This is a genomic window from Pseudomonas sp. S5F11, assembly GCF_019641515.1.
Lineage (GTDB): Bacteria > Pseudomonadota > Gammaproteobacteria > Pseudomonadales > Pseudomonadaceae > Aquipseudomonas > Aquipseudomonas rhodesiae.
The window spans coordinates 2280276-2298623 of the sequence record NZ_JAIFJZ010000001.1; the positions used below are offsets into that span (position 1 = coordinate 2280276).

General features: G+C 57.0%; 36 protein-coding genes and 1 pseudogene. 26 read left to right on the top strand and 11 right to left on the bottom strand.

The window, feature by feature from the left end:
* Positions 1–74: 74 nt before the first annotated feature.
* The 8 genes from K1567_RS10255 to K1567_RS10290 form a co-directional block, all read right to left on the bottom strand.
* Entirely contained in the window at positions 75–263 is a 189-nt protein-coding gene (locus tag K1567_RS10255) for a DUF1382 family protein (RefSeq protein ID WP_220698452.1), read from the bottom strand.
* On the bottom strand, positions 263–481 hold the full coding sequence (locus K1567_RS10260; protein ID WP_220698453.1) for a hypothetical protein: 219 nt from the start codon (positions 479–481) through the stop codon (positions 263–265). Before K1567_RS10260 ends, K1567_RS10255 begins: the two co-directional genes overlap by 1 nt.
* Positions 478–981 carry a hypothetical protein gene (locus tag K1567_RS10265; RefSeq protein WP_220698454.1) on the bottom strand — a complete coding sequence of 168 codons (504 nt, stop codon included), beginning with the start codon at positions 979–981 and terminating at the stop codon, positions 478–480. Before K1567_RS10265 ends, K1567_RS10260 begins: the two co-directional genes overlap by 4 nt.
* Positions 981–2381 (bottom strand): DnaB-like helicase C-terminal domain-containing protein, encoded by a 1401-nt coding sequence (locus tag K1567_RS10270; protein ID WP_220698455.1) that lies wholly within the window; start codon positions 2379–2381, stop codon positions 981–983. Before K1567_RS10270 ends, K1567_RS10265 begins: the two co-directional genes overlap by 1 nt.
* Positions 2378–3202, bottom strand: coding sequence for a replication protein (locus K1567_RS10275; protein WP_220698456.1), 825 nt, complete (start codon positions 3200–3202; stop codon positions 2378–2380). The genes K1567_RS10270 and K1567_RS10275 overlap by 4 nt, the downstream gene beginning before the upstream one ends.
* A gap of 2 nt (positions 3203–3204) precedes the next feature.
* Complete coding sequence (locus K1567_RS10280) at positions 3205–3465, bottom strand: hypothetical protein (protein WP_220698457.1); 261 nt, start codon at positions 3463–3465, stop codon at positions 3205–3207.
* Positions 3465–3887, bottom strand: a complete 423-nt coding sequence (locus K1567_RS10285; protein WP_034099777.1) for a phage regulatory CII family protein — start codon at positions 3885–3887, stop codon at positions 3465–3467. Before K1567_RS10285 ends, K1567_RS10280 begins: the two co-directional genes overlap by 1 nt.
* Before the next feature lie 82 nt (positions 3888–3969).
* Complete coding sequence (locus K1567_RS10290; protein ID WP_010211449.1) at positions 3970–4209, bottom strand: hypothetical protein; 240 nt, start codon at positions 4207–4209, stop codon at positions 3970–3972.
* A gap of 38 nt (positions 4210–4247) precedes the next feature.
* Here K1567_RS10290 and K1567_RS10295 point away from each other — a divergent pair, with 38 nt between their 5' ends.
* The 10 genes from K1567_RS10295 (at position 4248) to K1567_RS10340 (ending at position 9642) form a co-directional block, all read left to right on the top strand.
* Positions 4248–5153, top strand: coding sequence for an XRE family transcriptional regulator (locus tag K1567_RS10295; protein ID WP_405045965.1), 906 nt, complete (start codon positions 4248–4250; stop codon positions 5151–5153).
* Between the two features lie 4 nt (positions 5154–5157).
* Entirely contained in the window at positions 5158–5394 is a 237-nt protein-coding gene (locus tag K1567_RS10300; protein ID WP_220698458.1) for a hypothetical protein, read from the top strand.
* Between the two features lie 37 nt (positions 5395–5431).
* Positions 5432–5617, top strand: a complete 186-nt coding sequence (locus tag K1567_RS10305; protein ID WP_124356191.1) for a hypothetical protein — start codon at positions 5432–5434, stop codon at positions 5615–5617.
* 9 nt (positions 5618–5626) lie between these two features.
* Positions 5627–5872 (top strand): hypothetical protein, encoded by a 246-nt coding sequence (locus K1567_RS10310; RefSeq protein ID WP_220698459.1) that lies wholly within the window; start codon positions 5627–5629, stop codon positions 5870–5872.
* The gene (locus K1567_RS10315; protein ID WP_220698460.1) at positions 5869–6084 is read left to right on the top strand and encodes a hypothetical protein; all 216 of its coding nucleotides are present in this window, start codon (positions 5869–5871) and stop codon (positions 6082–6084) included. Before K1567_RS10310 ends, K1567_RS10315 begins: the two co-directional genes overlap by 4 nt.
* A gap of 89 nt (positions 6085–6173) precedes the next feature.
* Complete coding sequence (locus K1567_RS10320) at positions 6174–6917, top strand: HipA family kinase (RefSeq protein WP_220698461.1); 744 nt, start codon at positions 6174–6176, stop codon at positions 6915–6917.
* Positions 6914–7756: a DUF3037 domain-containing protein gene (locus K1567_RS10325; protein ID WP_220698462.1), complete on the top strand. Its 843-nt coding sequence runs from the start codon at positions 6914–6916 to the stop codon at positions 7754–7756. Before K1567_RS10320 ends, K1567_RS10325 begins: the two co-directional genes overlap by 4 nt.
* Positions 7757–7842: 86 nt before the next feature.
* Positions 7843–8187 (top strand): hypothetical protein, encoded by a 345-nt coding sequence (locus K1567_RS10330; RefSeq protein ID WP_220698463.1) that lies wholly within the window; start codon positions 7843–7845, stop codon positions 8185–8187.
* Positions 8188–8336: 149 nt separating this feature from the next.
* Positions 8337–8663, top strand: coding sequence for a DUF2388 domain-containing protein (locus K1567_RS10335; protein WP_220699032.1), 327 nt, complete (start codon positions 8337–8339; stop codon positions 8661–8663).
* Between the two features lie 709 nt (positions 8664–9372).
* Positions 9373–9642 (top strand): superinfection immunity protein, encoded by a 270-nt coding sequence (locus K1567_RS10340; protein ID WP_310794497.1) that lies wholly within the window; start codon positions 9373–9375, stop codon positions 9640–9642.
* Between the two features lie 195 nt (positions 9643–9837).
* On the opposite strand, the gene K1567_RS10345 is transcribed toward K1567_RS10340, so the two are convergent.
* Positions 9838–10059, bottom strand: coding sequence for a hypothetical protein (locus tag K1567_RS10345; protein ID WP_034097488.1), 222 nt, complete (start codon positions 10057–10059; stop codon positions 9838–9840).
* A gap of 120 nt (positions 10060–10179) precedes the next feature.
* Here K1567_RS10345 and K1567_RS27525 point away from each other — a divergent pair, with 120 nt between their 5' ends.
* Positions 10180–10755: a hypothetical protein gene (locus K1567_RS27525; RefSeq protein WP_259444993.1), complete on the top strand. Its 576-nt coding sequence runs from the start codon at positions 10180–10182 to the stop codon at positions 10753–10755.
* Between the two features lie 48 nt (positions 10756–10803).
* Here the strand turns inward: K1567_RS27525 and K1567_RS10355 are convergent, their stop codons facing one another.
* Positions 10804–11115: a DUF1654 domain-containing protein gene (locus K1567_RS10355; RefSeq protein ID WP_034097487.1), complete on the bottom strand. Its 312-nt coding sequence runs from the start codon at positions 11113–11115 to the stop codon at positions 10804–10806.
* 495 nt (positions 11116–11610) lie between these two features.
* Between K1567_RS10355 and K1567_RS10360 the strand changes: the two genes are divergently transcribed.
* The 4 genes from K1567_RS10360 to K1567_RS10375 all read left to right on the top strand — a co-directional run bounded on the left by K1567_RS10360 (position 11611) and on the right by K1567_RS10375 (position 12478).
* A complete protein-coding gene (locus K1567_RS10360) occupies positions 11611–11796 on the top strand; it encodes a hypothetical protein (RefSeq protein ID WP_126589644.1) in 186 nt (61 codons plus the stop codon).
* Complete coding sequence (locus tag K1567_RS10365) at positions 11793–11966, top strand: hypothetical protein (RefSeq protein WP_185833429.1); 174 nt, start codon at positions 11793–11795, stop codon at positions 11964–11966. Before K1567_RS10360 ends, K1567_RS10365 begins: the two co-directional genes overlap by 4 nt.
* 61 nt (positions 11967–12027) lie before the next feature.
* Positions 12028–12216 carry a hypothetical protein gene (locus K1567_RS10370; protein WP_003212725.1) on the top strand — a complete coding sequence of 63 codons (189 nt, stop codon included), beginning with the start codon at positions 12028–12030 and terminating at the stop codon, positions 12214–12216.
* Positions 12217–12280: 64 nt separating this feature from the next.
* A complete protein-coding gene (locus K1567_RS10375; RefSeq protein ID WP_034097480.1) occupies positions 12281–12478 on the top strand; it encodes a hypothetical protein in 198 nt (65 codons plus the stop codon).
* Here the strand turns inward: K1567_RS10375 and K1567_RS10380 are convergent.
* Positions 12461–12736: pseudogene (locus K1567_RS10380) on the bottom strand (energy transducer TonB); the annotation flags it as partial. The gene K1567_RS10375 and the pseudogene K1567_RS10380 sit on opposite strands and share 18 nt — an antisense overlap.
* Positions 12737–13057: 321 nt before the next feature.
* On the opposite strand from K1567_RS10380, the gene K1567_RS10385 reads away from it, so the two are divergent.
* The 11 genes from K1567_RS10385 to K1567_RS10435 all read left to right on the top strand — a co-directional run bounded on the left by K1567_RS10385 (position 13058) and on the right by K1567_RS10435 (position 18345).
* Complete coding sequence (locus K1567_RS10385; protein ID WP_172312996.1) at positions 13058–13264, top strand: hypothetical protein; 207 nt, start codon at positions 13058–13060, stop codon at positions 13262–13264.
* Between the two features lie 39 nt (positions 13265–13303).
* A complete protein-coding gene (locus K1567_RS10390; protein WP_169877736.1) occupies positions 13304–13567 on the top strand; it encodes a hypothetical protein in 264 nt (87 codons plus the stop codon).
* A complete protein-coding gene (locus K1567_RS10395; RefSeq protein WP_220698464.1) occupies positions 13564–13989 on the top strand; it encodes a hypothetical protein in 426 nt (141 codons plus the stop codon). Before K1567_RS10390 ends, K1567_RS10395 begins: the two co-directional genes overlap by 4 nt.
* Positions 13986–14201, top strand: coding sequence for a hypothetical protein (locus K1567_RS10400; RefSeq protein WP_220698465.1), 216 nt, complete (start codon positions 13986–13988; stop codon positions 14199–14201). Before K1567_RS10395 ends, K1567_RS10400 begins: the two co-directional genes overlap by 4 nt.
* A complete protein-coding gene (locus tag K1567_RS10405; protein ID WP_220698466.1) occupies positions 14198–14392 on the top strand; it encodes a hypothetical protein in 195 nt (64 codons plus the stop codon). Before K1567_RS10400 ends, K1567_RS10405 begins: the two co-directional genes overlap by 4 nt.
* Positions 14389–14745 carry a hypothetical protein gene (locus K1567_RS10410; protein WP_220698467.1) on the top strand — a complete coding sequence of 119 codons (357 nt, stop codon included), beginning with the start codon at positions 14389–14391 and terminating at the stop codon, positions 14743–14745. The genes K1567_RS10405 and K1567_RS10410 overlap by 4 nt, the downstream gene beginning before the upstream one ends.
* 159 nt (positions 14746–14904) lie before the next feature.
* Positions 14905–16062, top strand: a complete 1158-nt coding sequence (locus K1567_RS10415; protein ID WP_220698468.1) for a hypothetical protein — start codon at positions 14905–14907, stop codon at positions 16060–16062.
* Positions 16063–16069: 7 nt separating this feature from the next.
* Entirely contained in the window at positions 16070–17014 is a 945-nt protein-coding gene (locus K1567_RS10420) for a recombinase RecT (protein ID WP_060773040.1), read from the top strand.
* Complete coding sequence (locus tag K1567_RS10425; protein ID WP_083377808.1) at positions 17001–17633, top strand: lambda exonuclease family protein; 633 nt, start codon at positions 17001–17003, stop codon at positions 17631–17633. The genes K1567_RS10420 and K1567_RS10425 overlap by 14 nt, the downstream gene beginning before the upstream one ends.
* Positions 17630–17878, top strand: coding sequence for a hypothetical protein (locus tag K1567_RS10430; protein ID WP_083377807.1), 249 nt, complete (start codon positions 17630–17632; stop codon positions 17876–17878). The genes K1567_RS10425 and K1567_RS10430 overlap by 4 nt, the downstream gene beginning before the upstream one ends.
* Entirely contained in the window at positions 17875–18345 is a 471-nt protein-coding gene (locus tag K1567_RS10435; protein ID WP_169956888.1) for a hypothetical protein, read from the top strand. Before K1567_RS10430 ends, K1567_RS10435 begins: the two co-directional genes overlap by 4 nt.
* Positions 18346–18348 lie beyond the last annotated feature (3 nt).

The following is an 18348-nucleotide window of genomic DNA, read 5'->3' on the forward strand; positions in this document are numbered from 1 at the left end:
AATGATCACCAGAGAGACAACCCCGTAAACCAGCGCACGCCTGGCCGCTTTAGCGATTTCGTTGCCGATTCCATTCATGTCCGTTGCTCCGCCGCTTCTGCGATCAATGCCATGCGCCCAAAGCGCTCAGCGGCCTGACTGGCGAGATTGACCATGTCCGCCTCATCCACCACCGGCATGCACACGAAACGGATGCCGTGCTTGACCATGGTGTTCGCCATCTCAAGGGATTGGCGTAGCTGTGCTGGGTTTGCTCGCTTCATCACTTGCGCTCCCGTGCAGCCAGCATCTCGTCGGCGAAGCGATAGGCGGCGACCGAATACTCCGGCATCGATGTCCAGTTGTGGCGCTTCCCGTCGCTGTCGGTGTAACCCCAGCCGCCGGCGATGATCATCGCGTTCATTGCCTGCATAGCGATCTCATCGCGCAGACGAACAAGGTCCTCGGAGGCAGGGGTGAGTTTCTTTACCGGGCTCGTCATTGCGAGATCCCCTTCAGCAGTTCCTGCAACTGTTTCAGCTTGCCCACGGCCGCTGCGTTGGTTTCGCGCTCAGCCTCCACGGACAGCGCCACCTCTTCGATGCGACTGGCGAGCGCCTTCATGCGCTTGCTGAAATCATCAGCCAGGCTCACGACTTCGCCGGAAAGGCTGGCCATAACATCCAGGGGGCCTTCGGACTTCTTGATCGAAACAACGGCTTGTTTGGCTACCTGGGTCACGGCTTGCTCCTTGATTGTTTTGGGGGTCGCTGCGTCACGCTGAAACTTGCCACCTATCGGCTCACGGATGAGGCCCGCTTCCTTGAGTTCGCCGAGGGCGCGGCGGATGGCATAAGGCGATGCGCTAGTAGCCTTGGCTGTGAGGGCGGCGCCGTGGATTTCGTGATTGCTCCAGGCCGCCTGGATGGGAACCAGGGTGAAAACCTTCTGAGCGATCGAGGATTGCCCGGCGAGGATCTGCTGCTGTCTGGATTCATTCATCAGAAGCCACCCCGTGGATTGAAGTCGTTCAAAAGGGATTTGGAGGACTTGCGGGGCGCTGGCGCGGCGGCTTCTTGCTGCTGCTCGCGCTGCCCTGCGTAGCTGACGAACCGTGCGAACTCGCCCTGGTGCTGGAGCAGGCAGTGCCCGACCGATGCATGCCGGTGCTTCACCACGTCGATCTCGGTCACGCCGCTGCGCCCGAGGTCAGAATCGGCGTCACGGTGGGCAATCATGATGATGTCGGCGTCCTGCTCGATCTCGCCGGAGTCGCGCAGGTCGGACATTTGTGGCTTCTTGGTCGAGCGCGTTTCGATGCTGCGGTTGAGCTGGGCCAGGACGATAATCGGGATGTCCAGTTCCTTGGCCATCGCCTTGATGCCTCGACTGATGGCGCCCAGCTCCAGGTTCCGGTTCTGCTGGCGAGAGCTAGCCTCTGGCGCGATCAGGCCGATGTAGTCGATGACAATCAGGTCCAGCGGCTTGGCGCGGTGCTGAAAACGGGCGATGTTGCGGATGCGGCTCAGCGGCAGGCCGCCCTTCTGGCAGATGCGCAGATCGGCAGAGTGCATGCGGCTCACAGCGCCGGTGATTCGAGTAATCGATTCGTCGTTGCCCATGGCCTGGCCGGTGTCGATGCTGCCAAGTGTTACCGCCGAAGAAGACGCCAGGCTGCGTTTGGAAAGCTCCTTGGCAGACATTTCGAGCGAGAACACCAGCGCTGACTTGCTTTCGCGGATGGTCAGGTTTTCGGCGATACCCAGGCCCAGCGTGGTTTTACCAGTGCCCGGACGCCCAGCGATGATGATGACGTGTGAGCCGCGCAGGCCTTGGACCAGTTCATCCAGATCCTTCAGGCCTGTTGCGTGGCCGTTGATGCCCTCGCCATTGAAGCGAGCGTCCATTTCGTCAACGACCGGGCCGAGCGCTTCACGCAGGCTGATCACGTCCGGTTCGTCGTCTTCGCTGTTCAGGGCCAAAACGGCCTCTTGAGCGTCTGCGATGATCCCGGCCAATGGCCGTGCGTGGCTCGCCATGTCGATGATGGCCTGACCGATCTCCGCGACCTTCCGGGCCTTGGAACGCTCCACCACGATACGGGCGTACTCCAGGCCATTCGCGGCGCTTGGCACGCCGTTGTAGATCTCGGAGGCCCGGATCATGGTCAGTTCGCCGCTGGACAGTTCGTGGCGAATGTCGGCAATCGAAACAGGGTCTGCTGGCCGGCCGGCGGAACGGGCGGCAAGGATAAGCGTGTAAATCTCGGCAACGTCTTGGTCGTAGAAGTCGGTCGGGCTGACCATGGCGCCGATTGATTCAATCAGATCGGGTTTGATGAACAGGGAGCCGACAACGCCGTATTCAGCTTCCATCGCAACCAGTGGGCGATCAGTAATCATAGGGCCTCCAACACTTTCAGGACCTTGTCCTGGCGGGTCAGAAACTCAATATCGGCAGTCCAGCCCCGGTCGTTCTCACCGATCCAGTGCTTGTTGTTCAGGCAATCGGTGAAGTACGCGGTCCAGAACTCACCCTTGCGGAAGGGATGAACGCCGTTGATCTCCAGGTTCCAGCAGCCCTTGATCAGGTTCTTGCGTTTGGTCGAGAGCTTCAGGCACTTCGGCAGCTTCTCGCCGCAGACGGTGTTGTAGATCTCAGCGATTCGGCCGTACGGGATTCGATCAACCTTGGCTGCAGGAGGTTGATCAGGTTCTGGCGCGCCCTGCTGTTCCGGCTCAGATTCCAAATCCTCGCCGGTCGAAGCGTCAGCGGCGACAACTGCGTTAGCAGTTAGATTTGTATTTCTGTCTTTTATGTGTGTAATTTTCGACACGGTGGAAGGTGCGCTTTCTACACAGTGTGTAGTTTTCGACACGGTGGATTTAGGGTCTATTTTCCATTCGGTTACGGGTAGAAAAGTGATCGGATCACGACTCCCGCCATCACGAAACAGAACCCGCTGACGGATCAGGGAGTTGATTGCTCGGGATACGTTTGCACGCTCCGACACGGCCTTCTCCTCGTCGCTGTACATCATTTTAGAAATGTAGAGGGCCGCTACCTTCACCGCTTCCTTGTTGTAACCGCTGGTGAGCCTGTGGATCGCCAGGGCGACACGCAGCTCACGTCCTGAAAGGTCGGCACCTATCAAGGCTTCGTACAGGTCGTTGTCCATCCGGGTAAATCCCCCGGTATTGCGAAGTGGGATGACATTGCTCATACTTAATGCGTCCTGATATTTGAAATGCTCGCTTCGGTTGCAGCCGAACGAGACAAAGAAGCCCGCAAATGACTCATGCAGTCGTTGCGGGCTTTTTTCTTGGCTGGCTCGCTGTAGGAAAGCCGAACCAGAAACGCAGCCTTCTCTGCTGCGAATTGATGAAACTCACGGGTGCCCGCCTCCACCGGCACTGAGTCAGCGAGTTTTTCCAAGGCCTCATCGAGACCCTGATTGATATGACGCGCAGGGTGCGGGCGAAACATCAGGCCACCTTCACCGAGGCTTTCAATTGCGCCAGGGCGCTCTCGGCATGATCGATCTCGCGAAGAATCCGGGCGCGATCGACCTGGTCTACTCGACCATCAGCCATCGCCGCATGTGTCTCGACGGTGACTTCTGCAAACTCCAGGGTTGCGCGCCCCAGTGCGTCATGAATGTCGATAGCCTTAGGCTGGGCAGTCTTCACGATCGAATAGCCGAACTCGCCAGCCAGCGCAGCCAGTGGCCGCATGTCCTCGGTATGCAGCAGCAAGGAGTACAGGTGCTTCACGTTGAACCAAGCGCCGTCGTAGTTCGCGTTGGCGCGCTGGAGCAAGCTCACCGGCGGCATGCTCATCAGTGTCGCGAGATTCTTGGTGTTCGCCTCTTCGACAGAGGTGTCGCAAGCCCTCAGAAAATCCTGCATACCTAAAACCTCGAATTTCTTTACGTGGCGCCCTGCGGGTGCAGAGGCGATCATTTGCTCAATGGAACGGCGGACAGGGATGTCAGGCGGCGGTCTTCTTCGGATGGGCCTCGGAAAGAAGCCAAGAAGGTTCGAATGGCTTGCCGTTAGCAGAAGCTAGGGCCGCGATTCTTTCTGCGTACCGTGTCTCTCCGGTGTATTCGGTGCGGGGCAGGCAGTCGGCGGTAAGCCACTTGTAAACGGCCCGAGGCGTCTTGCCGCATGCCAGGGCAACCACCGGAACGCCGCCGGCATCATCAATTGATTTCTTAAGCGGGCTCATGTGGCCACCAAGCGAAATATGAACTTGCAGTACATATTATGTCGGAACTGAAAGTACATGCAAGGCCATGCGATATTGAACCTATGGTTCAAATCGAAGAGATACGCGCAGCGTTTGCCTCTCGCCTCAAAAAATCCGTTGCCGCAAAAGGCATCGATCAATGGGGCGCGGGCGCTCGGCTGTCTGAAATAGCCAAGGTCACCCCGAAAGCAGCCAGCAAATGGCTGAACGGTGAGAGCATTCCAGGTCCTGCCAAAATGCAGGCTATAGCTGAGGCGCTCGACGTGAAAATCGAGTGGCTACAGCATGGGGCAGGTGATGAGCCGGGACACTCCAGCTTACACATGACCAAAGACCCAGCGAGCGCAGATAGGCTGTCTGCCGCCGATCTAGTGCGTGACATGCTTGAAAAGCACGGAAAGGGTTTGCCAAAAGAAGTACGCCAGCGCATTGCGTCAGCGGCAAATGAGCCGGCGAGCAACGTCATCACCGTCGACTTCTCCCGCCCCGGCCAGGTCGGTGACGAGGTGTGGATCGCTCACTACGACGTTCGCGCAGCCATGGGCGGCGGGCAGATCCCGCACGAATACCCGGAAATGCTCCAGGATATCAGGGTCAGCCCCAAGCACCTGCGCGACCTAGGCGTCACCTTCAAAGAGCACTTCCACCTCAAGATGATCACCGGGTGGGGTCAGTCGATGGCCCCCACGATCAAGGACCGGGATCCGCTGCTGGTAGATATCACGATCCGGGAGTTCACCGGCGACGGCATCTACCTCTTCTCCCACGACGACATGCTGTACGTGAAGCGCCTGCAGAAGAAAGGCAAGGACCGCTTCAAGATGATTTCGGACAACAAGCACCACGCCGCCGAGGATATCCGAGTGGACGACACTCACATTCTGGCTCGGGTGCTTTACGTGTGGAACGGACAACCGGTGTGACGACATGGCCCTCACTAAACCCAACCAGCAGCTGCGTCGCGACCTGAAAGATGCTGCGGCCCTGCTCAAGTGGTCGGGCGTCGACCTGAAGCAGGCTGCTGTAAAGCTTTCTGATGCCGGCCAGGAAGATGACGCTCGCGAACTGATAGCGATCGCTATGAGGTTCCAGGAGGTCGAGGAGCTGATGGATGGGTATGCGGATGAGGTAAAGACGGCGCATATAACGCGCGTCAGTCGCTAGGTAAATAATCGCACAGATAAATGCGGAGAACATGGCTATGACGCAGACTGCAAAATCTGAGATTGAAGCTTACTCGGCGAACCTTGAAGCTATCGCCGAAACGCTGGCCAGTCAGGCAGTGGAATTAATGAATGCAGGCCTTATCGATCTCGGCGAAGCAGCCCTGGAGCAGTCCGTAAAGCTCAGAGACGCCATTGAGCGCCTTCGAGCCATAGATCTGTAAGGACGCATTATGACCCTCGACAAACCAAACCAAGACCTTAAGCGCGACTTGCAAGGCGTCGCCTCCGACCTCAAGTGGTCAGCCGTAGAGCTGATGAGGATTGCGGAGCGGCTGAGCCTTGCAGGGAGCGAGGCGGACGCCCAGGCCGTGCTGAAGATGTGCACCGTGTTTCATGCTGATGAGGATCGACTGGCGGGTTATGCGGATGAGGTGAAGGACTGCCGGATAATTCGGACTGCGGAACAGCGCAAATGACTGCATGGCGAGAGCAAAGCTTCTGGAGCAAGGTGGGGGTCATTGCCTGGCTGGCGCTGCTTATGATGATCCCCGGATACTCCGACGCAGCTGGTCTTAGCTGGGGTTCATCCGGCCGCAAGCGAGTCTTCAGCCCTGGCTTCGTTGTGCTCTGCACCATCGTGGCGGTGGTTGAGCTGATAGCGCTGAATCACTTTTATGGCAGCGGATGAGGTGAATGCGGGAAGCATAATCAGAACGTAACCGGGCCGTACGACTAAGAAGGTTACGCATTTAAATTTAGCTCAGGGATAGTGCGGCTATGTCGGACCTAGTAACAGCTGTCGAAATTGTTCGACAAAGCCATCAGGGAATATCCATAAAGCCTTTCATTGTTCGTGCTGACGATGGTGAAACCTACTTTGTAAAAGGGCTTTCCAAATCTGGCGGTCCGGCACTGATATCGGAGTTACTCAGCGCAGAATTGGGCAAAATTCTCGGGTTGCCTATTCCTCCATGGAAAAAGATGGTCGTACCTCAAGACCTGATCGACTTCAGCGTGGTTCCAAACGTCTCCGATCTGGAGGGGGGATTAGCCTTCGCATCGCAAGCGGTCGAAAGCGCCGTAGATTTCAACATTGCCCATCTGAAATCCACCCCTCGAGACCTGATGAGGAAGGTTCTACTTTTTGATTGGTGGGTACAAAATGGTGACAGGATTCTCGGTCCAATGGGTGGGAACGTGAACCTTCTATTGGACAGCCGTGGCGAGCTAGCCGTCATCGATCACAACATGGCATTTCATAAGTCATTCAATCAGGAGGAATTTCTAGAAGAGCACGTATTCTGCGAGTGCCGTAAAGATTTTAGGGACTACCTCGTTCGTCAGGAATACACTGATATCCTCAGCAAGGCGCTGTCGAACTGGGATACGATCACCACCTTTTTGACCGAAGACTGGCTTTATAGGGATGCAGACCTCATCGACCTGACAGAGCCAACGCTAGCAAGCCGGCTAGAAATTCTGCAGATGTTCAAGGAAGAGCGATTCTGGGGGGCCCTATGAGAATCATATGTAATTATTCAATTTTGAGGTTTCTCCCTTACCCAGAGACGGGTGAGTTTGTAAACATCGGGATAGTGTTGTTGGCCAATAACGGTGATTTTCGTTTCGTCGTAGAGACCAAACGCCAGCGCGTAACAACATTTTTCCCAAGTCTTGATGCCAAGATTTTTATCAGGGCACGAAAAGAAGTAAATGCTGAGCTTGCTAGGCTCAGCGGCTTTTTCACGAGCCATAGATCTGATCGCCAAGCCCTCTCTGCGACATTCAGCCACCTGGTGCATCCGCGGGAAACGATGATGCGCTTCAGTGAGCCTGGATCAATAGTTGCGGCAAATTCAGACCAGGCACTAAAGGCTCTATTTGACCACTATGTGAAGCACAGCTTTGCAACAAAGGAATATCAAGAAGCAGCTCTAGAGAAACAGTTAGGCAGGCTGTTGGCTGACGTTAATCTGAAGCAGCACTACGTGGATCGAAAGCTGGGCTCAGCTGACTACCCAGTGAAATTTCCATTCGTACTGATCCAGGGCGGTAAGCCTGTGCAGGCAATCAAACCATTGCACCTTGGTCACGAAGAATCCGGAAAAATTTATGAACACGGGGATGCATGGATATCACGAGTGCGACGCCTAAGCGCAAAGGGCCAGCTACCACCTGATACCTTGTTTGTCGCGGGCCCTCCTATCGCTGGAAAGCCGAAGCTTTTTAAGGCTTATAAAGAAGTTTCAATAGAATTGAGTGCGTTTCCAGAGGTTCGCGTGATCAGTTCAGAAGAAGATCGAGCAAGCATGGTGAGTCTAATTAAGGAAGGCATTCCAGCCTCGGCTGAAATAGCTTAGGTAAAGCCCGGCCAAGCGCCGGGCTTCTTGTTTCTCCACCTTGAGATGATAAAATCTGTGCCCTCCTCTCGAATGGACTCGTTTTTATGCGCCTATCCTTGATGCCATTGGCCTTCTGCGCCCTATTCACCTGCATTTCCTTCACCGCCCAAGCAGAAACCCAAAAAGAGAGAGACCTCCACTGCGCGGCCTACTACGAAGTGCTTTCAGTAGCTGGTGACCAGCCAGACATAAGCCGCAGTCAGTCCTCAAGAGCCTCCTATGTACTATTGGTGCATGCTGGCTATACCCCGGAGGCTCAGGAAGAAGTTGCGCAAAAAATGGTGGAATTGCACAAAGAGACACCAGGGCGGATGACGCCAGCTAGCACTGCCAAGCTGCGTGAAAAATACGACGCCGAATGCAAAGTCCTTCTGAAGGCCGCCATGTGAAGATCCTGGTACTTGTGAGAGCTGTTACCCTGGCGGTAGCAGCATAAGCAGCCATCATCGAGCCCGGCCCTGCGCCGGGCTTCTTGTATCTGGCGAACGCTCTGCTCTGCTATTGTGGCGCCCTCTTGATGCAATGGAAGCAAAGAAGAATGGACTCATGGAAGACTCTAGCGATCGCACTGCTGGCATCGGTCAGCACGCAGGCCGTATCAGGTGATGGCGCCAACCCTATCGCTGCCGCGATATTTCTCACAATCTCCGCGCCAACTATTTTAATTGGCGCGACCACATCTCTCACAACCGAGCCGCCTAAGATTTTCAAATCGGCGAAGACCGACGCTCTGGCGTTCATTGGTTCGGATGGCGAGATCCGCGGTGCCCAGTTTGAGCAAGCCTCCAGGTACTACCGCTCGACCAGCGCACCGCCGCTGATGTCAGACACGCAACTGGCCAGGGCGATCGCAACTTCCCTCTGACAGCCACTTCCCAGCCGTCCACGGCGCCGGCCTTCTTGTATCTGCCCTACCCAGGTCCGCCCATACACTCGGAGGTGCTGGCAAGCAATGTTCCCGCCTCCCTTACAAGTCTTACCCATTCGTCGCTGGTGATGAGCTCGGCAAGCTCCATGGCGTCAGCCCGCCGCAACAAGCCAAAATACTTAACCTCTGCGTCCATTTGACTTCCAGCAAGTGCAAACAGGTCTCGCCAGGCTGTCATAGCCAGTCTTCGCTGCGCCTCTCTCATTGAGGGCCCCTGATGATGAGATGACTCAGTATGTATCAGGTTGCCGGGGACGTTCGGAATGATCTCGTAATTGCCGACAAATGGTGGCATTACGCCATGAACGGCAAGATATTGGCTTAGCCACGCTGAATAATCGGCGCCCTAGTTGTTACAAAGCGCCCGCCCCGTGCGGGCTTTCTGCTTTTGCGACATCCTTTTCACCTGGCATATTCAGGATAGCGGCCATGCTCTCCATTCCTTCTACTGGAGACCAAATCGTTGCCCTTCCCCGGATACTCACTGACCTGACTCAATGGATATCCCGGCGTAGAGCAGCGCTTCTTGTTTCTAGATGACGATCGGATAGTTTTTCCTCGGTTAACTATCAACCTGCTTCTATGTACATTGATGTCATTATGCCGCATAACGGTCTTATCGCATTTATACGCAGGGGATGCCTAAGTGAAAGTCTTTATGCTGGGTATCCTGATCCCACTCTGCGAATTCAGCTATTTAGGTACTAGCGGCGACAACGAGGTCGCGCTGTTTGCCAACATTCTGTTCTTCTCAAGCGCTACAGCTCTGTATTTCTACCCATCAATATGCGCAATGGGCCATACCAGTCAAACTCGCTTATCGATCTTCAAGCTGAATCTGCTAGCTGGCTGGACCGGAGTCGGTTGGTGTTTAGCGCTATATCAGGCCTTGGCGTTGCCGCTGGCGAGCGAGTAATTCGAGCCCGACTTGTTGTCTCCGCCCTTCCTTGACCGCTTTCTAACTTGGTCTACGATCAAATAGTCGAGCTGCAAGTCCCCCTCCGTGCTCGACCTTAGCTCGCATATGCGAGCTTTTTTGTTTGCTTCCCGATTTGCGACAAAGGATCGAGCTCTACGGCGGTAACGACGGATGAGCGAGCCACTAGGGTGTTTAAGGGCCCACGTCATTCTCGCTACCTTCCCCCACCAAAATTATGGACGCGTCACGAACAAGGTGACGCCACTCGGCAGGGCTGATGATGCCTGCTTGCTCTAAAGAATCAGCCATCTGGAGGAGCAGATCGTAAAGCTCTTCGGGGTCGATGTAGAGCTTTGGTTCTTCGAGCATGCGGTGCCAAGTGGCCAGCGCAATTACTTTACTGTCTTTGCTCATAACGACACGCCGAGTATTTTTTATTGGGTTAGCCAAGCTTCGTCTTTCTAGCCGCGGCAGCTCTAATAGTAGCTGTTCGCCACGAATGGTAAAGTGCGGGCTCAATTAAGGAGGGAACAAATGAAGGGATTTGGAACGTTCGCACTGATCGTCGGGATATGCTGGCTGGTCTTCGCGCTGAGCATGGATGTATCCGTGGCAACCGGTGCCGGCGGCCGAGTGAACAACATGGGGCTGATGGCCGACCGGCAGATCCATACGATTGTCGGCGGCATGATCGCGCTCGCCGGCCTGCTCATGGTTTTGCTGGGCGGCAAAGGCTCCCGTACTGCCACCCAGGTAGAGAAAGATACTCGCTCCTGCCCTATGTGTGCCGAGAGCATCAAGAATGCTGCGGTCAAGTGCAAGCACTGCGGCGCCGATATTGAGCCAGTAGCAGCCCCGCGCCCTAAAAATGGATGGGTTGCATCAACTGCCTGCCGTGACGAAGAAGAACAGCAGCGAACCATTGAGGCAATTGCCAGCACCGGACTTCCGGTTGTTCCAATGATCGGTCTGGCAGTGGGTGCCGGCCCATTTGAAACGAAAGAAGAGGCAAAACAGGCCCTGGTCACTATGCGTGATGGCCCCAGGTTGTTCAGCGAGATCGTCTACAGAGACTCGGTGAGCGGCAAGTACCCACCGATTACAGACTGACCAACCATTTTTTAGTGAGCCCGCCAAGCGCGGGCTTTTTCTTGTCAGTCAGAAAGGCGCCGCCTCCTCTTCCAGCTCGAACGCGACATCTCCCCTCTCCGCTACCTCGACGTCCTGTTGTTCCCACCTCACCGTCACACTGCCGTCGTCATTGAGCGTCAGCTCCAGTTCGTCCGTATCGGCGATTACGCTCAGCACCTCCTCCCACTCGCGGTCTCCATCCGTGTCCAGGCGGTGAATAGTCACCCAGCGCTGCGCCTGCGCGACCGGGTGATTGATCATCGACGAAACCCTCAGCCCAAGGCGCTCCATCCCGTTCATCTCCTGCCTCGCTACCGATGCCGCCTGCTTCTTCGCCATGGAATCATCTCTCGATTAAATACTGTATATGCGTACAGTTATGGCGCGAGCATAGCGAACCGTTGGTTCAACGTAAATCCCATTTCGTCCGCCGTTTTTCCTTCCTTCGAAAGTGAACCAGAAAATTATGTACTTTTGGTACTTGACTGAATGTGAACCTGTAGTTCATATTTAACCCATCGCAGCGACTTACGAGGGACTGCGAAGGGCCTCACAGCTCGCCGCTCTTTAACAGTTCAAGACCTTCGCAGATCGATCCCCGGCAACGGGCACAGCGCGAACAATAAATTCGATCTCCACGCCAGCTCTGGAACTGGCCGTGCTCACCAGATGTGAGTACGCGAAACCACGCAAGCCAGCCAGGAAGAACACCGGACACGAAATGTGTGACCTGGCCAGAGATATGAATCCGGCGATGCGCGTGGTGGAGACAACAGATTTCCTCGATGACCTTGGCGACAGGGTCATCCGGAAAATCAAACGGAGAATAAAGCGATGAGCAATCAATTCGATGTGAAGGTGAAGTCGAGCCACGAAGCCTACGTCGTCACTTGCAAAGACGCAGGAGAACGCAACTCCGTAACAACAGAGTGCGTTCGGGATGGTCATGAGCACCAGCCTGCGACCGAAGCCGACCAATCGCTCCAGCGTGTTGATTATTTGGACTGGAATCCAGCATGAGCAGATCGCCGGCAGTAGCCATCAACAGCCGATGGGTTGGCAGCAAAGGCCGAGTCGTCGTGGTGCTGGAGCGAAAGCCATTCGGAATCCTTGAGTACCAGATCGAGGGTCGAGCAATCTTCGGTAGCAGTAAGCAGGCCGACTTCCTGCGCAACTTCAAACCAGCATGACCGCATATTCCTGATGCCGCTTCTATGAGGCGGCATTGGAAATCCAATGGAGGGCAAGACGATGACCGATGCAGCAGCAACGCAAACGAAGTGCACGTACTGCGGTAAGCCAGCCGAAAAGGTGGTGCGCCGCAACATTCACGACCGCACCCGCGACCCATACACCAATCGGCAGGTGCTTCGCACTCGAGAGTTGTCGTTTTGCAGCGCCGAGCATGCAAGCAACTACCAAATGGGCTGCGAAGGCTGACGGACCTTTTCACTGATGCCCATCCAGAGCGGTGGGCATTGGGAAAACAACCCGGAGCATGACCATGAACAAAGTCATCCACATCACTCTGCGCGGCGAACTTCAGGTATTTGCCGATAAGAGCCTGGCCGCCTGTATCAGCGAGGCAAACAGGCTCAACGCTGAGCGTGGATTCACCAGTGGCGTGCGCGTTGTTGAGTGCGAAGACGGACATCGAATGACGGCCGCCGATTGCAAGTCTTACTTAGATATTCCCGTCTAGGGAGTAGATAAGCGGGGCGGTGATCGTAATTGGGCCGTCTTTCATTAAGTCGGCTGGTGGTTTTGGCAGTGGCTGGGCGCGACGGATTAACTCTAGAGTGGCCGCGTCCAAGTCCACATTTCCTGAACTTTGTACCAGCTCATAAGAAACGACATTTCCGTCGCCATCTATCGTAAAGCGCAGTTGGTTTGTCCCTTCAATCCCGGCCAATTGCGAGGCGATCGGGTAATTCTTGAATTTATTCAAATGCGCCACGAGCCCGGCGCTCAGTGTCTTTTCTTGTTCGGCAGTGGAGGAGCAACCAGAGATTACGCCGAGAAAAACAAAGGCAAAAATAGTGGTTAGAAAAAATCTGAACATTCAAAGTCTCGCTATTTGGCGGTGCGATTCTCGCACATGGCTGTTTTTAGCCTATCAGCTCACTCAACTGTCCAGCAATAAAAGCGCCGCTTCAACGAAGTTGGATGACCTGTCCTCCCTTCCCCGCCTCTATTACGTCAGCACTCCTCCCCCGCGCCCATCGGCAACCAGCGGGAGGAATGAGTGTTGACGAATACAGGTGAACCAAAGGAGCGAGACATGAACTTCCAACCGCCAGATCCGCCCGATTATGGCCACTGCCTGACCTGCAATCGGGTCATCCATGTGGACGAAAAGCGAGGCGATAACTGCATCGAGTGTGACGACCAAGGAGGGAGCGACGGCGCCGATGAAAACGGGGTTCGCCCCGCTGTTTCTGAGGACGGCGCCTACCGCTTCAACCCGTGGACCGGCCAGCACGAATAGTCCGCTCGTTCCGCCTAACCCCAAACACTGGAGGTCGCCATGGCCGTCACTACCTCGCAGGCTGTCGTCTACAAGGGCGGCGGTCGGCGTTATCTCACGCTCAGGTCGGCTTGTGCTGCCGAGGCCCGGGCACTGCTCAAAACCCGCTGCGACTGCGAGTACATGGATTACGGCGGTTCAATTGGCGGCGAGTGGCTGACCTGCTGGTATCACGAAGAAGAACGCAACGCCGTACTGATGCGGCGCCTGACCGGTGCGTATATGCGCCGCTACCGAGCGCAGAACGCGAGGATCAAGCCATGAACGCAGCATTGAAGATTTGTCAGGCGATGTACGACGCCCAGTTGCCTCCACCAGTGAGCGAGTCGGCGGTGGAGATTGCCCGCAAGGAGTGGCTTTACAACGCCACCGAGCAGTTGGTGCGGTTCCGTATGGATGTCAAGTTCCAGCGCCGTATGTGCCAACCACAGGGCGTGCGGGTGTCCCAGCTTGCCTTGGCGCTGGATGAGCACGTGAACAACCGGCTGGCGAACTGCGAGGTAACCTCACCGGCCCTGGGCTGGCTTCTGGTCACCACTGACGACAATCCCGACAAGAACGCCATAGCCGAGCTACTCGGCCCCAGTGACCACCACTTCGGCAAGCTTGGCGAAATTGCAGAGGCTCTACTAAGGCCCCTCGCAGACGATGCACTGGCCGCCCAGGCCGAGGACGAAGAACTATGAATACCCCTACCACCCTCGCCCGCCTGTGCCTGGAAATCGCCAAGATGAAGAAGTCATGCACCCCGGTACCGGACCGCACCTTTGTCATGGGCATGATCGAAATGGCCGAGTTCGCCGATCTGGTCGACTCCCCTACCGCAAACCGTTACCGCGATGCGTTGGACGCCAAGTTCGTCGAGCGTAATGCAGAACTCAAGAGGGCCGCAGCATGACTACCGCGCCGGTTAAATCGCTCGCAGAAGAGAATCTCGACGACATCGAGCGCCGCATTGCCATCCTCGGCTTCGGCCTCCCCTTCAACGAGCTGATCGGCCGCAAGCGTGAAGACCTGGTACGGGATCTGCCACAGCGCCTGGCGCCAACCATGAAGGGTGGGCGGATTGCGGTGAGGGTTCGGCCATGAACCCGCGCATTGAAAAGAAGCTCAGCAAACGCCTTGTACAGCTGTATCCGCACTTATACGGACGCGCCTGGATCGACGACGATCATTCGGAGCTGGCTTATGATGAAAACTCGAATGTTCGGCATTGTCCGAGCGTCGGCGGCGGGTACGACTCGTACACCGGGGACAGCGACGAGGCCTACACAGTTTGGGCGTCCTGGCTGCATATTTGGCCTTGGCATGGTCCATTCGACGCATACCCGCACGACCACAAGCACGCGATGTTCCCCAATACAGAAGGCTTCAGGCCGACCACGCGAAACCTGCTGAGGTTGGCCGCCCAGTGCGAAAAAGCCGAGCGGTTGAGTTCATGACCACCCACCAGCGGCACCGGCGCCGCGCCATCCGCCCTCTGTCGGCCATCGTTGGCCTGACCTTCCTCACCATCGTTCTACTGGGCCCCGCTATCGGTGGCCTGATCACTCAATAAACAACACCTCTAATCGCTGCGAGCATCGCGGCAGGGAGTCACCGTGTCCGCACAACAGCAAGTAATCACCATCGACGACATCAGCGCCGACAATGCTCCGGCCATCTACGTGGCCGGCGGCCTGGGCCAGTTCTTCGAAGCGGTGAAAGCAGAAGTCACCGGAGAGGTGCCCGATCTGACCACTGTGAAAGGTCGCGCTCGCATCGCCTCCTTGGCAGCAACGGTGAGCAAGTCCAAGGCTGCTGTCGAGAAGCCTGGTCGCGACTACCTCAAGCGCCTCAAGGAAATGCCAAAGGTCGTCGAGGCCGAGCTACGCGAGTTCGTCACCAAGATGGACAGCCTGCGCGATGCAACCCGCCAGCCCCTGACCGACTGGGAAAATGCCGAGCAGGTCCGCAAGGACCGGCACGTCGACAACATCCAGGCCATCAAGGACATGGAAGTGTTTGGCGCCACGCCGACTGCAGCTGCAGTGGCGCAAGTGATTGTCCAGCTGGAAGCCATCGAGCTTGGCGACTCCTGGGAAGAGTTCCTGCCAGAAGCAGCCCAGGCGAAAGACCGCACCCTCTCACTATTGCGCGCAATACATGCCGAGCGCACCCAGCACGAAGCCGAGCAGGCCGAACTCGTCCGGTTGCGCGCCGAAGCAGAAGCCCAGGCCCAGCGAGACCGTGACGCTGCTATCGCCCAGGCCGCCGCTGATCAGGCCCGCCGTGAAGCAGCTGAGCGTGCTGAGACTGAGCGCTTGGCCGCCGCCCGCCGAGAACAGGATCTACTTGATCAGGCCGCCGCCGCACAGCGCGCCGCCGCTCAAGCCGTACTGGATGCCGAGGCCGCCGCCGAGCGCCAGCGCATGCGACTTGAACTACAGGCCGAGCAGGCCCGTGCAGCAGCGGCGCAGGCCGAGTCAAGCCGTCTGGCCGCCGAACAGCGCGCCGAGCAAGATCGTGCCGCCGCAGCGCAGCGCCAGGAGCAGGCAGTCGAGCAAGCACGCCAGAACGAACTGGCACGCCAGGCCGCAGCCGTAGCGTTCGAACTGGAGCAGGCCCAGGCCCGCGAAGCTGATGAAGCGCATCGCCGCGCAATCAACCGTGCAGCCCTGGACGCCTTTATTGCTGGCGGCATGCCAGAAGAGTGCGCCAAGCAGGCCGTTAAGTTGATTGCCCAGCGCAAGATTCCAGCCGTATCCATTTCCTACTGAGGTCGCCATGAGCCAAGCCGTCGCAACAATCACTCAGGACATCTACGGTGCGCGCAATCAGTTCGCCAACGTCCTGACCGACCGCTCGCTGAACTTCGAGCGCGAGGCTGAATTCGCCATTCAGGTGATCACCTCCAGCGAGTACGCCACCAAGATCGCCGTACAGAACCGGCAGTCAGTGGTCAACGCAATCACGAACATCGCCGCCATCGGTATCAGCTTGAACCCTGCGAAGAAGCAGGCCTATCTGGTTCCTCGGGACGGCAAGATCTGCTTGGACATCAGCTATATCGGTCTGATGGACCTGGCCATGGCCACTGGCGCAATTCGCTGGGCCCAGGCCGAGCTGGTTTATACGGCTGACTCCTTCGCTCTCAACGGCTTCGACAAGCCGCCGACCCACTCATACAACCCGTTCGCAAAGGATCGTGGCGAGGCTGTCGGCGTTTATGTGGTGGTCAAGACGGCAGACGGCGACTACCTCACCGAGACGATGAGCATCGACGACGTGAACGCGATCCGTGACCGTTCAAGCGCTTGGAAAGCATGGATCAGCAAGAAGTCATCCTGCCCATGGGTTACCGACCCGGGTGAAATGGCAAAGAAAACCGTGGTGAAGCGCGGCTACAAGTATTGGCCGAAGACGGAGCGACTTGAGCAGGCCATCCATCACCTGAACACCGATGGCGGCGAAGGCCTCGCATCGATTCAAGGCTCGGCTCCAACCGACCCTGAGATGGTGAACGACTGGATTGATTTGGCTATGCGCGCCGGAAGTCTGGAGTCACTCGCCGAGGTTTACCACAACGGCACGGCCGCGATGAAGCAAGCCAAAGATGCTGCTGGTCACGCCCGCTTTAAGGCGGAAGTGACCAAGCGCAGCGAAACCCTGAAAGCAGCAGCCGAGCCAATCGAAGGTGAAGCTGAGGAGGTGTTAGATGGAACAGCGTAGCGCTGAATGGTTTGCGGCAAGGCTGGGCAACGTCACGGCCAGCCGCGTCAAGGATGTGATGGCCAGCGGGCGCGGCGGCGCACCTTCTGCCACTCGCAAAAATTACATGATGGAGCTGCTCTGTGAGCGCCTGACCGGACAGCAAGGCGGTAGCGACCTTTCGCGCAACGCTGCAGTACAGCGCGGCGTCGAGCTTGAGCCGTTCGCCTGCATGGCCTACGAGGCTGATAAGGGTCTGATGGTGGAAGAGACCGGGCTTGTCATGCACCCCAAGATCCAGGGCTTCGGTGCATCACCAGATGGGCTTGCAGGTGATGATGGCGTTCTTGAAATCAAGTGCCCGAACACCGCAACCCACATCGCGACGATGCAGTCAGGCAAGCATGACCCTCAGTACGAATGGCAGATGCTGGCCCAGATGGCTTGCACCGGCCGCAAGTGGGCCGACTTCGTGAGCTACGACGACCGCTTGCCTGAAGAGCTTCAGTACGTTTGCTTCCGGTACGAGTTCGACTTCAAGCGAGCCCGCGAGATGGAATCCGAAATCACGGCATTTCTGGAAGAGCTGGCCGACCTTGAGAAGGAAATGCGGGAGCGGATGAGGAGCAAAGCAGCATGACCTACGTCAGCAACCACCTAAGCCTGGTAGAGCAGCACCGCCAGCACGCCGACTCAATATCGGAACGCACCGCGCAGTTCCTGGCTGCCGGCGGGAACGTCGCCCAGGTGCCAAGCCTGGCGGGCAATCCGATCCCTCCCAAGCGATCCGCGAAGATTGATCCCGAAACCATCCTCAAGCGCCGAAAGCCAGCCATCACCAGGGCTGAGCGTAACGCGCTGCGCAAATTGGCGGAGGCATTATGAGCAAGCGTAAGCCTCACAACCTGCAGGCGCGCATCGCCCGGTCGTGCCGGTCACTCCTGACATCCAACCATGTCGCGGTGGTGAACATTGATCCCAGCGGCCGCCAGGGCATGATCAATTACAAGTCACTCAAGAACATTGCGCCGGGGAAGATCGGCCAGGCCGTGTGCGGCATCCCTCACCGCTGGACGATCTACATGAGCGCAATGTGCATTGACGCTCGCGGCGACCGCTACAGCAAGTCGGTGGAACTGGCACCGGACGGGGTTTACCTGTCCGACCACCTGGAAGACGTGATCGAGCATTGCTACATGAAGCTGCGCGCCGAGGCCAACCAAAGCCAGATGGTGGCCTCCGGCTGGATCGCCATCCCCGACACTCTGTCGCTGGACGAGGAACACGCCGCGCGAATCTTCGAAGCGGTCGGTGCTTGGCGCCAGGTGAAGGTCGATTCATGCGCCGCATAGCCC

What these genes read in the sequence shown, in the direction of transcription:
- K1567_RS27525 (WP_259444993.1), top strand. Translation starts at nt 10,180, where the DNA reads ATGAAGGGATTTGGAACGTTCGCACTGATCGTCGGGATATGCTGGCTG.
- K1567_RS10325 (WP_220698462.1), top strand. Translation starts at nt 6,914, where the DNA reads ATGAGAATCATATGTAATTATTCAATTTTGAGGTTTCTCCCTTACCCA.
- K1567_RS10430 (WP_083377807.1), top strand. Translation starts at nt 17,630, where the DNA reads ATGACCTACGTCAGCAACCACCTAAGCCTGGTAGAGCAGCACCGCCAG.
- K1567_RS10275 (WP_220698456.1), bottom strand. Translation starts at nt 3,202, where the DNA reads ATGAGCAATGTCATCCCACTTCGCAATACCGGGGGATTTACCCGGATG.
- K1567_RS10260 (WP_220698453.1), bottom strand. Translation starts at nt 481, where the DNA reads ATGACGAGCCCGGTAAAGAAACTCACCCCTGCCTCCGAGGACCTTGTT.
- K1567_RS10335 (WP_220699032.1), top strand. Translation starts at nt 8,337, where the DNA reads ATGGACTCATGGAAGACTCTAGCGATCGCACTGCTGGCATCGGTCAGC.
- K1567_RS10255 (WP_220698452.1), bottom strand. Translation starts at nt 263, where the DNA reads ATGAAGCGAGCAAACCCAGCACAGCTACGCCAATCCCTTGAGATGGCG.
- K1567_RS10435 (WP_169956888.1), top strand. Translation starts at nt 17,875, where the DNA reads ATGAGCAAGCGTAAGCCTCACAACCTGCAGGCGCGCATCGCCCGGTCG.
- K1567_RS10285 (WP_034099777.1), bottom strand. Translation starts at nt 3,887, where the DNA reads ATGCAGGATTTTCTGAGGGCTTGCGACACCTCTGTCGAAGAGGCGAAC.
- K1567_RS10280 (WP_220698457.1), bottom strand. Translation starts at nt 3,465, where the DNA reads ATGTTTCGCCCGCACCCTGCGCGTCATATCAATCAGGGTCTCGATGAG.
- K1567_RS10295 (WP_405045965.1), top strand. Translation starts at nt 4,248, where the DNA reads ATGTCGGAACTGAAAGTACATGCAAGGCCATGCGATATTGAACCTATG.
- K1567_RS10425 (WP_083377808.1), top strand. Translation starts at nt 17,001, where the DNA reads ATGGAACAGCGTAGCGCTGAATGGTTTGCGGCAAGGCTGGGCAACGTC.
- K1567_RS10370 (WP_003212725.1), top strand. Translation starts at nt 12,028, where the DNA reads ATGACCGATGCAGCAGCAACGCAAACGAAGTGCACGTACTGCGGTAAG.
- K1567_RS10360 (WP_126589644.1), top strand. Translation starts at nt 11,611, where the DNA reads ATGAGCAATCAATTCGATGTGAAGGTGAAGTCGAGCCACGAAGCCTAC.
- K1567_RS10300 (WP_220698458.1), top strand. Translation starts at nt 5,158, where the DNA reads ATGGCCCTCACTAAACCCAACCAGCAGCTGCGTCGCGACCTGAAAGAT.
- K1567_RS10345 (WP_034097488.1), bottom strand. Translation starts at nt 10,059, where the DNA reads ATGAGCAAAGACAGTAAAGTAATTGCGCTGGCCACTTGGCACCGCATG.
- K1567_RS10320 (WP_220698461.1), top strand. Translation starts at nt 6,174, where the DNA reads ATGTCGGACCTAGTAACAGCTGTCGAAATTGTTCGACAAAGCCATCAG.
- K1567_RS10270 (WP_220698455.1), bottom strand. Translation starts at nt 2,381, where the DNA reads ATGATTACTGATCGCCCACTGGTTGCGATGGAAGCTGAATACGGCGTT.
- K1567_RS10355 (WP_034097487.1), bottom strand. Translation starts at nt 11,115, where the DNA reads ATGGCGAAGAAGCAGGCGGCATCGGTAGCGAGGCAGGAGATGAACGGG.
- K1567_RS10420 (WP_060773040.1), top strand. Translation starts at nt 16,070, where the DNA reads ATGAGCCAAGCCGTCGCAACAATCACTCAGGACATCTACGGTGCGCGC.
- K1567_RS10330 (WP_220698463.1), top strand. Translation starts at nt 7,843, where the DNA reads ATGCGCCTATCCTTGATGCCATTGGCCTTCTGCGCCCTATTCACCTGC.
- K1567_RS10375 (WP_034097480.1), top strand. Translation starts at nt 12,281, where the DNA reads ATGAACAAAGTCATCCACATCACTCTGCGCGGCGAACTTCAGGTATTT.
- K1567_RS10385 (WP_172312996.1), top strand. Translation starts at nt 13,058, where the DNA reads ATGAACTTCCAACCGCCAGATCCGCCCGATTATGGCCACTGCCTGACC.
- K1567_RS10310 (WP_220698459.1), top strand. Translation starts at nt 5,627, where the DNA reads ATGACCCTCGACAAACCAAACCAAGACCTTAAGCGCGACTTGCAAGGC.
- K1567_RS10410 (WP_220698467.1), top strand. Translation starts at nt 14,389, where the DNA reads ATGAACCCGCGCATTGAAAAGAAGCTCAGCAAACGCCTTGTACAGCTG.
- K1567_RS10290 (WP_010211449.1), bottom strand. Translation starts at nt 4,209, where the DNA reads ATGAGCCCGCTTAAGAAATCAATTGATGATGCCGGCGGCGTTCCGGTG.
- K1567_RS10400 (WP_220698465.1), top strand. Translation starts at nt 13,986, where the DNA reads ATGAATACCCCTACCACCCTCGCCCGCCTGTGCCTGGAAATCGCCAAG.
- K1567_RS10405 (WP_220698466.1), top strand. Translation starts at nt 14,198, where the DNA reads ATGACTACCGCGCCGGTTAAATCGCTCGCAGAAGAGAATCTCGACGAC.
- K1567_RS10395 (WP_220698464.1), top strand. Translation starts at nt 13,564, where the DNA reads ATGAACGCAGCATTGAAGATTTGTCAGGCGATGTACGACGCCCAGTTG.
- K1567_RS10365 (WP_185833429.1), top strand. Translation starts at nt 11,793, where the DNA reads ATGAGCAGATCGCCGGCAGTAGCCATCAACAGCCGATGGGTTGGCAGC.
- K1567_RS10305 (WP_124356191.1), top strand. Translation starts at nt 5,432, where the DNA reads ATGACGCAGACTGCAAAATCTGAGATTGAAGCTTACTCGGCGAACCTT.
- K1567_RS10265 (WP_220698454.1), bottom strand. Translation starts at nt 981, where the DNA reads ATGAATGAATCCAGACAGCAGCAGATCCTCGCCGGGCAATCCTCGATC.
- K1567_RS10390 (WP_169877736.1), top strand. Translation starts at nt 13,304, where the DNA reads ATGGCCGTCACTACCTCGCAGGCTGTCGTCTACAAGGGCGGCGGTCGG.
- K1567_RS10315 (WP_220698460.1), top strand. Translation starts at nt 5,869, where the DNA reads ATGACTGCATGGCGAGAGCAAAGCTTCTGGAGCAAGGTGGGGGTCATT.